At 58.6% G+C, this 13,491-nt stretch carries 16 protein-coding genes; 11 read left to right on the top strand and 5 right to left on the bottom strand.

What is annotated here, in order from left to right; translation table 11 throughout:
* Positions 1-46 precede the first annotated feature (46 nt).
* Complete coding sequence (locus tag I9182_RS10550) at positions 47-514, top strand: hypothetical protein (RefSeq protein ID WP_209505479.1); 468 nt, start codon at positions 47-49, stop codon at positions 512-514.
* A gap of 22 nt (positions 515-536) precedes the next feature.
* Here I9182_RS10550 and I9182_RS10545 read toward each other — a convergent pair whose 3' ends face one another.
* From I9182_RS10545 to fsa, 4 genes are all read right to left on the bottom strand, one after another.
* Positions 537-1,232 (bottom strand): CDP-alcohol phosphatidyltransferase family protein, encoded by a 696-nt coding sequence (locus tag I9182_RS10545; protein WP_209598201.1) that lies wholly within the window; start codon positions 1,230-1,232, stop codon positions 537-539.
* A 69-nt stretch (positions 1,233-1,301) separates the two neighbouring features.
* Positions 1,302-2,222: a tyrosine recombinase XerC gene (locus I9182_RS10540; protein ID WP_209598200.1), complete on the bottom strand. Its 921-nt coding sequence runs from the start codon at positions 2,220-2,222 to the stop codon at positions 1,302-1,304.
* A complete protein-coding gene (locus I9182_RS10535; protein WP_209505485.1) occupies positions 2,219-2,926 on the bottom strand; it encodes a DUF484 family protein in 708 nt (235 codons plus the stop codon). The genes I9182_RS10540 and I9182_RS10535 overlap by 4 nt, the downstream gene beginning before the upstream one ends.
* 197 nt (positions 2,927-3,123) lie before the next feature.
* Positions 3,124-3,777 (bottom strand): fructose-6-phosphate aldolase, encoded by a 654-nt coding sequence (fsa, locus tag I9182_RS10530; protein WP_209505487.1) that lies wholly within the window; start codon positions 3,775-3,777, stop codon positions 3,124-3,126.
* A gap of 88 nt (positions 3,778-3,865) precedes the next feature.
* On the opposite strand from fsa, the gene I9182_RS10525 reads away from it, so the two are divergent.
* The 4 genes from I9182_RS10525 (at position 3,866) to I9182_RS10510 (ending at position 8,765) form a co-directional block, all read left to right on the top strand.
* Complete coding sequence (locus I9182_RS10525) at positions 3,866-6,061, top strand: primosomal protein N' (RefSeq protein WP_209598199.1); 2,196 nt, start codon at positions 3,866-3,868, stop codon at positions 6,059-6,061.
* A 79-nt stretch (positions 6,062-6,140) separates the two neighbouring features.
* A complete protein-coding gene (locus tag I9182_RS10520; protein WP_209505491.1) occupies positions 6,141-7,373 on the top strand; it encodes an MFS transporter in 1,233 nt (410 codons plus the stop codon).
* A gap of 66 nt (positions 7,374-7,439) precedes the next feature.
* Positions 7,440-8,318, top strand: coding sequence for a 50S ribosomal protein L11 methyltransferase (locus I9182_RS10515; protein WP_209598198.1), 879 nt, complete (start codon positions 7,440-7,442; stop codon positions 8,316-8,318).
* A 90-nt stretch (positions 8,319-8,408) separates the two neighbouring features.
* Complete coding sequence (locus I9182_RS10510) at positions 8,409-8,765, top strand: hypothetical protein (RefSeq protein ID WP_245222586.1); 357 nt, start codon at positions 8,409-8,411, stop codon at positions 8,763-8,765.
* Positions 8,766-8,871: 106 nt separating this feature from the next.
* On the opposite strand, the gene I9182_RS10505 is transcribed toward I9182_RS10510, so the two are convergent.
* Positions 8,872-9,087, bottom strand: coding sequence for a DUF1127 domain-containing protein (locus I9182_RS10505; RefSeq protein WP_209505505.1), 216 nt, complete (start codon positions 9,085-9,087; stop codon positions 8,872-8,874).
* 333 nt (positions 9,088-9,420) lie between these two features.
* Between I9182_RS10505 and ruvC the strand changes: the two genes are divergently transcribed.
* The 6 genes from ruvC to tolQ all read left to right on the top strand — a co-directional run bounded on the left by ruvC (position 9,421) and on the right by tolQ (position 13,490).
* A complete protein-coding gene (ruvC, locus tag I9182_RS10500; protein WP_209598197.1) occupies positions 9,421-9,918 on the top strand; it encodes a crossover junction endodeoxyribonuclease RuvC in 498 nt (165 codons plus the stop codon).
* Positions 9,915-10,592: a Holliday junction branch migration protein RuvA gene (ruvA, locus tag I9182_RS10495; protein WP_209598196.1), complete on the top strand. Its 678-nt coding sequence runs from the start codon at positions 9,915-9,917 to the stop codon at positions 10,590-10,592. The genes ruvC and ruvA overlap by 4 nt, the downstream gene beginning before the upstream one ends.
* 4 nt (positions 10,593-10,596) lie before the next feature.
* Complete coding sequence (gene ruvB / locus I9182_RS10490; protein WP_209505511.1) at positions 10,597-11,616, top strand: Holliday junction branch migration DNA helicase RuvB; 1,020 nt, start codon at positions 10,597-10,599, stop codon at positions 11,614-11,616.
* Between the two features lie 65 nt (positions 11,617-11,681).
* A complete protein-coding gene (locus I9182_RS10485) occupies positions 11,682-12,305 on the top strand; it encodes a hypothetical protein (protein ID WP_209598195.1) in 624 nt (207 codons plus the stop codon).
* Complete coding sequence (ybgC, locus tag I9182_RS10480) at positions 12,302-12,685, top strand: tol-pal system-associated acyl-CoA thioesterase (RefSeq protein ID WP_209505516.1); 384 nt, start codon at positions 12,302-12,304, stop codon at positions 12,683-12,685. The genes I9182_RS10485 and ybgC overlap by 4 nt, the downstream gene beginning before the upstream one ends.
* Before the next feature lie 109 nt (positions 12,686-12,794).
* Positions 12,795-13,490, top strand: coding sequence for a protein TolQ (tolQ, locus tag I9182_RS10475; RefSeq protein ID WP_209505518.1), 696 nt, complete (start codon positions 12,795-12,797; stop codon positions 13,488-13,490).
* The last annotated feature ends 1 nt before the right edge of the window (position 13,491 follow it).

Raw genomic sequence — 13,491 nt, 5'->3', positions numbered from 1 at the left:
GGAAGCACAACTTATAACCGTTGTTGAATTTGAAGGATCGCATTGAATGAGCACCGAAAAAGATCGCGCAGCCAAAAAGAAGGCCATTATCGACCGGTTGATGTCGCTTGAGGCGGAGGAGCTTGCAACGGCGCAGGCCCATTACGATGCGTTTCTGAAGGATGCCCAACTGGACGACCGGGAAGGCCACGACAAGGATGACATAGCCGCATCGCGCGAAAATGCCGATTTGGCGGCTGCGTTTGACGCGCCTGTTCATGCACATCATGCCAAGATCGATGTGATCGAGAATACCGATTTTGGTCTGACAGATACAGTTAGGCCGGGATCGGTGATCAGGTTCAACAACCGCAGCTTTGTTGTCTGTGTTTCGACGACCCGGTTCGAAGTGGGCGGAGATACGTATATGGGGATCTCGACGCAAAGCCCGATCTATCTGGCCATGGCTGGTCTGCGCGCGGGTGACGTCTTTACCCATAATGGCACTGAATTTGAGGTTCAGGACGTTCTTTGAACCGGGTCCGGCAGCGCTCGTATCAGGTACGGCGCTGCGGCACCACCTGCTGTGCGATACCTGCAAATGTCAGGTACAGACTGGCGAGGACCAGACCCCAGTGGGCCCAGCTTTCGGGATGAAAATCGACCCATGCGGCCCAGCCCGCAAAGAACGTCCACGCAAGGGCGACCGGCAAGGTCAGACTGCGCCAACGCTCGGTGCGCACGGGGTGAACGAATTTCAAAGGCAGAAACATCGCAAGCGACAACAGCGTGACCAGCAGCAGGATGATCCAGAAATTGGGCTCCAGCGCGAAGATCACGACAACGAACATGTTCCAGCATCCGGGAAAGCCTGAAAAGGAATTGTCCTTGGTTTTCATGCGAGTGTCCGCGAAATACATCGCGCTGGCGAAGGTGATGACGATGATTGCGAACCAGCCGGTCCACCCATCCATCAATCCGGACTTGAACAACGCAAAGGCCGGGATGAACACATAGGTCAGATAATCGATGATCAGATCCAGCAAGACGCCGTCAAACTCGGGTGCGTTTTTCTTGACGTGATAGTGCCGCGCCAACGGGCCATCGATGCCATCAACAACGAAGGATACGACCAGCCAAAGGTACATGAGGCTCCATTTCTCTTCCACTGCGGCCAGCATGGCCAGCATTGCGAAGACGGCGCCAGTGGCAGTGAAAAGATGTACGGCAAGAGCTTTGAATCTGAGTGTCATGCTAGGGTCATGACCGATGCACGCCAGAGATGCAAACCAAAAGCCCGAGGTTTCTGATCGATGTGTCAGTCACGCCTTTGGATGCGCACGGTTGTAGACTTCCATAAGCCGTGCAGTATCCACGGCGGTATAGGTCTGTGTGGTTGACAATGAGGCGTGCCCTAACAGTTCCTGAATGGCCCGCAGATCTCCTCCTGCGGACAGCAGATGGGTGGCAAAGCTGTGTCGCATGGCATGAGGTGTGGCGGTTGAAGGTAGCCCCAGTTGCATCCGTGCCTTGGCCATGACGCCTTGAATCGCGCGCGGGTTCAGCGGGCCGCCACGAGCGCCCCGGAACAAGGATGCGTCCTTCGCTTGCGGGTGGGGGCAAAGCTGAAGATATCGGTCAACCGCGTCTCGGGCGGCGGGAAGAACCGGAACGATCCGTTCCTTGTCACCCTTCCCGACAATGCGCAATGTCTCGGGCAAGGGCGCGTCTGCACCGGTCAGAGACAAGGCCTCAGATATCCGCAGGCCGCATCCATAAAGCAGGGTGACAACCGCAACATCACGGGCCGCAACCCAGTCGGACACAGATTGCAGCTCGACCGTGTCAATCATGGCGCGCGCGGCGTCTTCGGCCAGAGGGCGGGGCAGTTTCTTGGTGAATTTGGGCGCGCGGGTCGACAGAACGGCGGTGGGTTCAAACCCCTCTCGCTCGGCCAGCCAACGATAGAAGCTTTTGACAGCAGAAAGCTTGCGCGCCAGGGATCGCGCGCCAATATCCCCGTTGCGCTGATCCGCCATCCAGGCGCGCATGTCCGCCACGGTGATCCGTTCCAGCGCCTTCAGCCCCTGCCGCTCCGCGTGATGTAGGGTCATGAAAGACAGGAACTCGGTGACATCGCCGCGATAGGCGGTTTGCGTGTTTTGCGACCGCCCCGCCAGCGCGCCCAGAGTGTCCAGCCAGTGCTGGAGCGCGTCGCGGCAGGCGGGTGAGATCAGGTTCACGACAGCCAGTGGCGCATCGAGCGTTCGAATACGCCGGAAAAGAAGGTTAAAAGATCGGTGCCGAGTTGCGGTGTGAAATGCCGCGGATCACGGGCCCCCATGACGATCATGCCCGGCAGGCGACCCGGACCGAGGTCCAGCTTCAGGCAGGCTTCCGAGCGCAACTGATCCGCCAGCGCGCCGAAAACACGTCGGTTCGGCTGATGAGTTTCGCGCAAGGTCACGTCTCGGACAGGGCCACCGCGACCATTGGTCAGGTATTGGTTGATAAAGCCGGGCTCTGCGATCGTCAGAACGCCTCCAAGCCTGTCCACGGCAGGATCGTTCTGAACCACGGTGGTTTCCAGAACCAGCGTGATGTGGTCAACCCGCAGGATATTTGCGACATCGGTGCCAAGGGCGCGCAGGAAATCCTCGAATTCGACCGGTTCCAGCAGGCGCAAAATCGCGCGGTGAACCTGATTGGTGCCTGCAAGGTTTTCATAGGCCGCAGCGATGACCGAGCGGTGAGTGTCTTCCAGCCGGTCCAACCGCGCCTCTAGCCGCTGCATGGCGATGCCACGCAGATCGATCACATTGTCACCTCGGGCGCGTTCGTTCGCGGCCACAAGTGCTTGCATCAGGTCCTTGTCATCCAGAACGACGTCGGGCTCGGCCAGAATTGCCGCGCGGAGATTATCCTCGAGTTTGGGATTGCTGCTCATGTCCTGTCCGGTCTTTTTTTGTTGGGCGGCTTATAACATGCCGAACCGGATTTGCCTTGGGAAAAATGCACGCAAGAGTGGATTTCCCCGGATGCTGTGGCGGATAGGCTCCCGCCTGCCGCGCCTGATCGTAGATCAGGCTTTGGGCCGTTGGGCCGTGCGCGGCGCCTGATAGCGCCGCGCGGTTGCAAACCAGATCAGAGGATTTTCTGACCGGTTTTGGCCCAGTCTGCCAGAAAGGTTTCCAGACCTTTGTCGGTCAGCGGGTGATCGGCCAGTTTCTTGATCACGGCTGGCGGCGCGGTGATGACGTCCGCACCAATGCGGGCACTTTCGGTGACGTGGTTCACGGTGCGGATCGAAGCAGCCAGAATTTCGGTTTCGAATCCGTAATTGTCATAGACCTGACGGATGTCGGCGATCAGATCCATGCCATCCAGGTTGATATCGTCCAGACGGCCGATGAAGGGCGAAATGAAGGTCGCACCTGCTTTTGCAGCCAGAATCGCCTGATTGGTCGAAAAGCACAGGGTGACGTTGACCATCTGCCCTTCGTCGCTGAGCGTTTTGCAGGTTTTCAGACCGGCCCATGTCAGTGGAACCTTCACTGCGATATTCGGGGCAATCTTGGCCAGCTTGCGGCCCTCGGCGATCATGTCATCAGCTTCGGTGGCGACAACTTCGGCGGAAACGGGACCGTCGACCAGATCGCAGATCTCTTTGGTCACTTCCAGAATGTCGCGGCCTGATTTCAGAATCAGCGAGGGGTTGGTGGTCACGCCGTCCACCATGCCCAGGTCGTTCAGTTCAGCGATGGCGTCGATCTCGGCAGTGTCTACGAAGAATTTCATGAGGGCAGTCCTTTGATGGGTTGGCCTTGGTCGCGGATGGCTTTACCTCAAAGAGAGCCATGCTGGAACCCCCTGCAAAGGATATGCTGTGAGCGCTAACGGATTTTTCGACGAGGGAGAGCTGATTGCGGTGCTGACAACGCAGCCGCTGGACCGGACGTTGGATTACAAAGCACCGGAAGGAGGATGCTTTCTGGGTGCGTTTGTCGAGGTGCCACTTGGTCCGCGCAAGGTGTTGGGGGTTGTCTGGGGGCCGGGGCAGGGTGGATTCGATCTGAACAAGGCGCGGTCGGTGATCCGTGTGCTTGAAGTTGCGCCCATGCGCGAGGAAATGCGGGCATTCCTCGGCAAGGTTGCCGACTACACTCTGACACCAATGCCCGCGATGTTGCGATTGGCGACCCGCGCGCCGGGGCTGGGTGACCCACCTTCCATGCGCAAGATCTATCGTTTGGGAGCCTCCCTGCCAGACCGGATGACCGACGCCAGAACCCGTGTACTTGATTTGTTGCGCGACTATGGTGGGCTGGCATTTACGTTAAAGGAACTGGCGGAACAGGCCGGGGTAACTTCGTCCGTTGTCAAAAGCTTGGTCAAGCAAGGCGCAGTTCGCGAAGAAGACAGCCCGCGTGACCTGCCGTTTCCACGTCTTGATCCCGACTTACCGGGAAAGGTTCTGACCGAAGATCAGGCAAGTGCGGTTGCGCAGCTTCGCGCCGGGCAACGGACGGGGAAATACGGCACGACGCTTCTGAAAGGCGTGACGGGTTCCGGCAAGACCGAAGTCTATCTGGAGGCCGTGGCCGAAGCGCTGCGCATGGGGCGGCAGGCGCTTGTCCTTTTGCCGGAAATTGCGCTGACCGCAGAGTTCCTGACCCGCGTTGAGGCGCGGTTTGGCGCGCGCCCCGCCGAGTGGCATTCGGGCGCGACCATGACTGAACGCAGGCGGGTCTGGCGGATGGTTGGGCAGGGGGAAGCTCAACTGGTTGTTGGCGCGCGGTCAGCCCTGTTTCTGCCATTTCGCGATCTGGGGCTGGTCGTGGTGGATGAGGAACACGACACCTCGTACAAACAGGAAGACGGGGTGCATTACAGCGCGCGAGACATGGCGGTCCTGCGGTCGGCCATCTGCGGCGCGCGGGTGATTCTGGCCAGCGCAACCCCCTCGCTGGAAAGCTGGGCGAATGCCGAGGCAGGTAAATATGATCGGATCGACCTGACTTCGCGTTTCGGCGCGGCGGTATTGCCCGAGATGAAGCCCATCGACATGCGGGCCGAACAGATGCAGGCCGGAACGTGGATATCTCCGGCTTTGGGGCAAGCGGTGCAGCAGCGGATCGAGAAAGGCGAACAGTCGCTGCTGTTCATAAACCGCCGTGGCTATGCGCCGGTTACCCTGTGCCGTGCGTGCGGTGAACAGATCGCCTGCGACCATTGCGACGCGCGCATGGTCGAGCATCGGTTTCTCAAGCGCCTGATGTGCCACCAATGTGGTGAGACCAAGCCGATGCCCGAGATCTGCCCTTCTTGCGGGGTCGAGGGCAAGCTGGCCCCGGTAGGGCCGGGCATTGAGCGTTTGGCCGAAGAGGCCGAGGCGACCTTCCCCGAGGCCAAGATCGCCATGCTGAGTTCTGATCTGTTCGGCTCAGCCCGGGCACTAAAGGCCAAGATCGAAGAGATTGCGGCCGGGGATGCCGATATCGTTATCGGAACGCAGCTGGTGGCCAAGGGGCACAACTTTCCCAAACTGACATTGGTGGGGGTGATCGATGCGGATCTCAGTCTGCATGGCGCAGACCTGAGGGCCGCTGAACGAACATTTCAACTGATGCGACAGGTTGCGGGGCGTGCCGGTCGGGCTGAAAAACCAGGGCAGGCGCTGTTGCAGACTTTTCAGCCGGAACATCCGGTGATCCGGGCGATTCTGTCGGGTGATGAGGAAGGGTTCTGGAAAGCTGAGGCAGCGGGTCGGCAAGCGGCCGGTGTGCCGCCCTATGGTCGCATGGCCGGGATCGTGTTGTCGGGGCCCGAGGTCGGCCCGGTTTTCGATATCGGCAATGCAATGGCCCGCAACGATGCGCCCTTACGCGCTATCGATGCTCAGGTCTTTGGCCCCGCGCCTGCACCCATTGCGCGTATACGCGGCCGCCACAGAGTGCGCTTGTTGGTGAAAGCCCCCAAAGGGGCGCCGATTCAGGATGCCATTGCCCGCTGGATCGCCCCATTGCGTCTCAAGGGTGATATTCGCCTGACCGTCGATATCGACCCACAAAGTTTTTACTGACCTCTGCATCTGTGCAGGGTGATTGTGCGCAGACCGCTTCCCTCTCGCCAAAGCAGTGAAATGGGCGTAGAGGACTCTCATGCTGAAACCCATGCCCCTTGCCGAGGCGCAGAGCCTTCCGTTCTGGCGTCGCCCTGTCACGCTTCTGTTCGTGATGGCCTTGACCATGCCCATCGCGTTCAACGCGTGGAGCGCGCTGTTGAACAACTTCGTCATTGAGGCAGCGAAATTCGACGGGGCCGATATCGGCCTGCTGCACACGGTGCGCGAGATTCCGGGCTTTCTGGCGGTCGGCGTGATTGCCGTCATCATTTTCATTCGCGAGCAGGTGCTGGCCATGATCTCGCTGATGATGCTTGGGATCGCAACGGCTTTGACAGCCTGGTTCCCAAGCCTTGGCGGATTGCTGTTCGTGACCTTGTTCAGTTCAATCGGGTTTCACTACTATGAGACTGTAAACCAGTCGCTTCAGTTGCAATGGCTTCCCAAGGATCGCGCGCCGCAGATTTTGGGATGGCTGGTCGCAATGGGCTCGGCTGCAACGATGGTGGTGTACGGGCTGATCGTTCTGACCTGGGAGCGGTTCGATCTGTCGTACAACTTTGTCTTCATGGCTGCTGGCGGTGCAACAGCTTTGCTGGCCCTGTTTTGCCTGTTTGCCTTCCCGCAATTCGATGCCCCCACGCCGCAAACAAAGAAACTGATCGTACGCCGTCGATACTGGTTGTATTACGCGCTGCAATTCATGGCGGGTGCGCGGCGACAGATTTTTGTCGTGTTTGCCGGGTTCATGATGGTCGAGAAGTTCGGCTTTGAAGTTCATGAGCTGACCAGCCTGTATCTGATCAACCTGATGATCAACATGATGGTTGCTCCGTTGCTGGGTAAAGCGGTGGCCAAGTTTGGCGAACGGCGTACATTGATTTTTGAATATACCGGTCTGGCAATCGTGTTCGCGGCCTATGGTGGCATCTACTGGTTCGGCTGGGGCGTGCTGTTGGCGGCGATACTCTATGTCATCGACCATGTGCTGTTCGCGCTGGCGCTTGCACTGAAAACCTATTTTCAGAAAATCGCCGATCCGGCGGATATTGCGCCAACTGCCGCAGTCGCGTTCACGATCAACCATATCGCCGCGGTTTTCTTGCCCGCGTTGCTGGGTTTGCTCTGGGTCGTGTCACCAGGTGCTGTGTTTGGCCTTGCGGCGGCTATGGCGGTCGTTTCTCTGCTGTTGTCCCTGCTGGTCCCACGCCACCCCGAACCGGGTAATGAGACCATCCTGAGCAAGTACGCACCGGCCCTGGCGGAGTAGGTCGCAAAGCTTGACGTTGGCGGCGCGCCGTCCTACGCGCAGTGCCAACTGACACAGGAGGCCCCCATGCCCACATTCACTGCGCTGACCACGCTGACAGGTAAGAAAGCCGCCGAAGGTCTGGGCGAAGCGATGGAGCGGTTGGAGCCCGAACCCACCGGCGTCGGTGTGTTCGAGGTCGAAGACGGCTCGGGTCTGTGGGAAGTGGGTGGATATTTCACCGAAGCCCCGGACGAGACCGCATTGGCCGTTCTGGCAGTTGCCTTTGAAGCCAAACCTTTTGTTGTGTCGGAATTGCCTGAAACCGATTGGGTGGCCCATGTGCGGCGCGAGCTTGCCCCGGTTCAGGCGGGCCGCTTTTTTGTTTATGGCAGCCACGATGCCGACAAGCTGCCCGACGGTCGCATTCCACTGCTGATCGAGGCGGCAATGGCCTTTGGCACCGGACATCATGGCACCACGCTGGGATGTCTGAAAGCTCTGGACCGGTTGTTGGATGAAGGGTTCAGTGCCTCCAAAGTAGCGGATATCGGTTGCGGCACGGCGGTTCTGGCCATGGCGGCAGCCCGGGTATGGGACGGTGATTTCATTGCCAGCGATATCGACGAGGTGGCCGTTGAAGTGGCCGAGGCCAACCTGAAGGCAAACGGTATGTCCGGCGCGGTTCAATGTGTTGAAGCCGCAGGTTTCGACCATCCCGACCTCAAGGCGCACGCGCCATACGATCTGATCTTTGCCAATATCCTCAAAGGGCCTTTGGTGGCTTTGTCACCGGAAATGGCAGCGAATCTCCGCCCAGGTGGGCACGCGATCCTGTCGGGAATCCTTAACGAACAGGCCGATGAAGTGGTTTTCGTTTATTCACAAAACGGGTTCAATCAGACCTATAGGGCCAAGATTGGTGAGTGGACGACCCTAATTTTAACCAAACAGGGCGCGAATTAGGCCATTTGCAGGAGTTTTATAGGTTTTTGCCACGTTTTTGTCGCAATCTCTTTTTACCGTTTTCTGAATGAAGTCGAGGGGGGCGGTTTTTTGGAGGCTGCCATGACGGGTAAACAACTGGAGTTCAATCAGCGCGTAAGTCGCCTGAACAAGAAACACCAAAAAATGAGCCGTGGCTATCGCGCGACGATGCGCAAGGATGGCCTGGTGGTGATGAAACCGCAGCGGGTGAGCTCGGCGGTGCCAGCAAAGGTACTGTTGCTTACGCTTGTGGGTTTCTTCGCCTTCAAAGCATTTCTTTTGTCCCACCTTGGCCCGACTGGCTATCAATATCGGATCGACAGCCTGAACGAAGGAACGCCGGTCGAAAAAGCCGGTGTCTGGGTGATGCAAATCGATCCTGTGTCGCAAGCCCTCGCCGCTCAGCTGAACAAAGTTTTCTACTAATCCGCTCCCTCGGATTAAAAAAACACCGCGTACCCTTACGGTGCGCGGTGTTTTTGTGTGCCCCTCAAGGGAGGAGGAAGGGGCAAATAAGTGTTGGGGTCGGTTCTTAGCGGCGACCTTCGGCGATGGTGTCGATGTCACCACGGCACAGGCCGATATCATCCAATTCGCGATCGGTCAGACCGGTCAGCGCGTTGCGGGTTACGCGGGCGTCATTCCATTCAACTGCGGCGTTAACGGCCGATACGAAAAATGCGCCGATACGGCCAACAAGGCCGAACGAGCCAGTGGTAGCGACGCGGGTTGTGTCCAGTGCAGCCATATCCTGTTTCCTTCTGGTTAGTGTTCACATTGCATTTCTGCGATCTGCCGGGCATCTAGTGCTGTAACTTCGTCCGCACAAGTTCAGTTTTTGCATGTGTCCTATGCGTTTTCTGCAAGGCTTCACGAAGCTGTAACCCCCTTTAACAATTGGTGAAAAAGCCTTTGGGAAAGTGTCGAATTCAGACTTCACTGGGTCGCAAAACGCGCTCGAAGTCGCGCCTGAGACACGCGTGTCGTTTTTGGCCCTGGGGTCAATTCGCTTGGAAAATGTTCACGCTTCGTGCTAGGCGTTGAAAAAAGATCACACAACCCGAGCAGGCCGAGGCAAAATATGCGAATTCTGGGCATCGATCCGGGGCTTAGAACCCTGGGATGGGGCGTCATCGAATCAAATGGCAGCCGCCTGAGCCATGTGGCCAATGGATTGTGCAAATCGGATGGGGACGATCTGGGCGAACGGCTGCTGTCGCTGCACAATCAGATTGTCGAAGTTATTGCGGATCACAGGCCCGATCAGGCCGCTATCGAACAGACATTCGTGAATAAGGACGGGGCCGGAACTCTCAAGCTTGGGCAAGCGCGTGGCGTGGCGTTGCTGACGCTGGCACAGGCTGGTCTGCCGGTGGGCGAATATGCCCCCAACCGGGTCAAAAAGACCGTGGTGGGTGTGGGCCATGCCGAGAAAGAGCAGGTTTTGCACATGGTCAAACTGCAATTGCCGGGCTGTTTGCCGAAAGGGGCCGACGCGGCGGATGCACTGGCGATTGCAATCTGCCACGCCTATTACGGAAAGACGCAACAGGCGCGTGTGAAAGAGGTGCGGGCATGATCGGCAAACTGACGGGGCGGCTGGATTACCGCGCGGCGGACCATGTGCTGATCGATGTCCGGGGCGTCGGCTATCTTGTCTATTGTTCCGACCGGACCTTGGCGGCATTGCCGGGGGCGGGCGAGGCGGTATCGATCTACACCGACATGGTTGTCCGCGAAGACCTGATGCAGCTCTACGGGTTTCTGTCGCTTGTCGAGAAAGAGTGGCACCGCCTGCTGTGCTCGGTCCAGGGGGTCGGCGCGAAGGTGTCGCTGGCGATCCTGAGTGCACTGGGGCCCGACGGTGTCAGCCGCGCAATTGCCCTTGGGGACTGGGGCGCGGTCAAGGCGGCCAAGGGCGTCGGGCCAAAAACCGCCCAGCGGATCGTGTTGGACCTCAAGGATAAGGCACCTGGCGTGATGGCCATGGGCGGCACGATTGCTCAGGCGATGGACGGGCCGGAACTCGAGGTTGTTGAACCGAATGACACTACGCCCGCGCCGAGACGTGTTTCGAAACCGCCATCGGGTGCAGCGGCCGCGTCTGCCGGGGCGTTGTCGGCGTTGGCCAACCTTGGATATGGGCCGTCCGAGGCGGCAGGTGCCGTGGCTGAAGCGGCTGCCAGTCAGCCGGATGCGGACGAGGCTGATCTGATCCGCGCGGCCCTCAGGCTGTTGGCTCCGAAAGGGTAAGAGAATGGTTGAAGCTGATCCCACCCTGCGCCCGGAACCCCTGCCGGAAGACAATGACCGCGCTTTGCGTCCTCAGGGACTGGATGAATTCATTGGTCAGGCTGAGGCGCGCGCTAACTTGCGCATCTTTATCCAGTCTGCCCGGCAACGCGGCGAGGCGATGGACCACACCTTGTTTCACGGACCTCCGGGGTTGGGTAAGACGACCCTCGCGCAGATCATGGCGCGTGAGTTGGGGGTGAACTTCCGCATGACCTCAGGCCCGGTTCTGGCCAAGGCGGGGGATCTGGCGGCGATCCTGACCAATCTTGAATCGCGTGACGTGCTGTTCATCGACGAGATTCACAGGCTCAACCCGGCGGTGGAAGAAGTGCTGTACCCGGCGATGGAAGATTTCGAGCTGGATCTTGTTATTGGTGAAGGTCCTGCTGCGCGCACCGTTCGGATCGAATTGCAGCCATTCACGCTGGTGGGGGCCACCACGCGGATGGGTCTGCTGACAACGCCCTTGCGTGACCGGTTTGGTATCCCGACCCGGCTTCAGTTCTACACGGTCGATGAATTGCACGAAATCGTCACCCGGAACGCGCGGAAACTGGGCGCGCCCGCGGATAACGATGGTGCGCGCGAAATCGCACGCCGGTCGCGCGGAACGCCGCGTATCGCCGGGCGATTGCTGAGGCGTGTTGTGGATTTCGCGATTGTCGAAGGGGATGGGCGGATTACACGGGACCTGGCCGATGGTGCCTTGACCCGTCTCGGCGTCGATAATCTGGGTCTTGATGGTGCAGACCGGCGGTATCTGAAGCTGATTGCCGAAAACTATGCGGGCGGCCCGGTAGGGATTGAAACCCTGTCTGCCGCGCTGTCCGAAAGCCGCGACTCGCTTGAGGAAGTGATTGAGCCCTATTTGCTGCAACAGGGGCTGATCCAACGTACTCCGCGTGGGCGGATGTTGGCGCAGAAGGCGTGGACGCATCTTGGGATGGCCGCGCCCAAGCGGCAAAGTGATCTGTTCGGTTGAAGCCAGCGCGCTTAGATTTTATGCCTTTCGGCGAGAGTATTTTTAAAAAAGATGAAGGGCTGGCGGTGACACCGGAAGAAATTGAAGCGCTGTTCACACGCGAAAGCGGCGAGTTTCTGTTTGCGCGTTGGGGGCGGCCAATTGTTCCGATCGTTTTCGGCGTCGAAGACGAGACGCTGGCCACCGTAAAGGGGGCTTTTGAGGCGGTTGTCGCGCTGGCTGGTCACCAAATGGCCGAGACGGACCCTGAGCTTGGCGCGAACTGCATGGTTTTCTTTTTCCGGGACTGGCAGGAGCTGCTGGAGGTACCGGACCTTGATCGATTGATCCCGGATCTGGAACCTTTGGTCGCGCGTCTGGTCGCGGCAGATGCAAACCAGTACCGCATTTTCCGGTTCGAAGAAGATGGCGCGATCCGCGCAGCGTTTGTTTTTCTGCGCATGAACAAGGAATTGTGCAAGGTTCCGGCGGAAACCCTTGCGCTCAATCAGGTCGTGCAGACCATCTTGCTCTGGTCGGACACTGCATTTCGCAATCAATCGCCACTGGCAATCGCAGGTAAGGCCACGATCCTGCGTCCCGACATCGCGGCCTTGATCCGGGCGGCCTATGATCCGGTTTTGCCACGGGCGGCACAGGATGCCTCGCACGCGTTAAGGCTGTTTGCCCGACTGGAGGCGTTGCAATGAAACACACCTACCCCATCCGCGTGTATTATGAAGACACCGACATGGGTGGGGTTGTCTATCACGCGAACTACCTGCGCTATATCGAACGCGCGCGCTCGGACTGGGTGCGTAATCTGGGCAATGACCAAAACGCCATGCGGGACGAGGGCATTGTTTGGGTTGTGCGGCGGGTCGAGGCCGAGTATCTGGCACCTGCGAGGTTCGATGATGAATTGATCGTCGAAACCGAAGTCACCGAAATTTCGGGCGTGCGTCTGACCATGGCGCAGCTTGTCCGACGCGGTGAGACCGAAATATTTCGTGCATCTGTCACGGCCGTTTGCATCAATAAAGCAGGCAAGCCGATCCGTTTGCCGGCAGAGATTCGCGCATTGATGTAACAATTTGCGGACCATGGGTGGTTCTGTTGGCTTTTCATGACCAACTGAGATAGCGTTTGGCAAAACAAGGCCAAACGAACGGCCATCAGGCAAAACAAAGAGCAGGTTCATGGAAGCTGAAACGCTGGCGCTGGCGCAGGAGATCGACTTCTCCATGTGGGGGCTGTTTGCCCGCGCGACCTTTATCGTCAAACTGGTGATGCTGGTACTTACCGGCGCATCCATCTGGTCCTGGGGGATCATCATTCAGAAGCTGATCAACTATCGCGCGGCCCGACGCGAGGCGCAGGTTTTTGATGAAAGCTTCTGGTCGGGCAACCCGTTGGATGAGTTGTTCGAGCAGATCGGAACCCAGCCGGATGGCAGCTCGGAAAAAATCTTTGCATCAGGCATGATCGAATGGCGCAGGTCGCATCGCAATGATGGCGGGCTGATTGCCGGGGCAACCGCGCGGATCGACCGGTCGATGGATGTCGCTATCGCGAAAGAGGCGGAAACCCTGCAAAAAGGGCTTCCCATACTGGCGACTGTTGGCTCCACGGCTCCGTTTATCGGGCTGTTTGGCACCGTTTGGGGTATCATGAATGCGTTCATCGAGATTGCCGAACAGCAAAACACCAACCTTGCCGTTGTGGCCCCTGGTATTGCCGAGGCGTTGATGGCGACAGGTTTGGGCCTTTTGGCGGCGATCCCGGCGGTGATTTTCTATAACAAACTCAGCGCTGATAGTGACCGGATCGTTGGCGGCTATGAAGCTTTTGCGGATGAATTCGCAACCATCCTGTCGCGCCAGTTGGACAGCTGAC

The sequence above is a fragment of the Ruegeria sp. HKCCSP351 genome, from assembly GCF_017872535.1.
Lineage (GTDB): Bacteria > Pseudomonadota > Alphaproteobacteria > Rhodobacterales > Rhodobacteraceae > Ruegeria.
The sequence above is the reverse complement of the archived record's forward strand: the minus strand, read 5'-3'. Positions and strand labels throughout refer to the sequence as shown.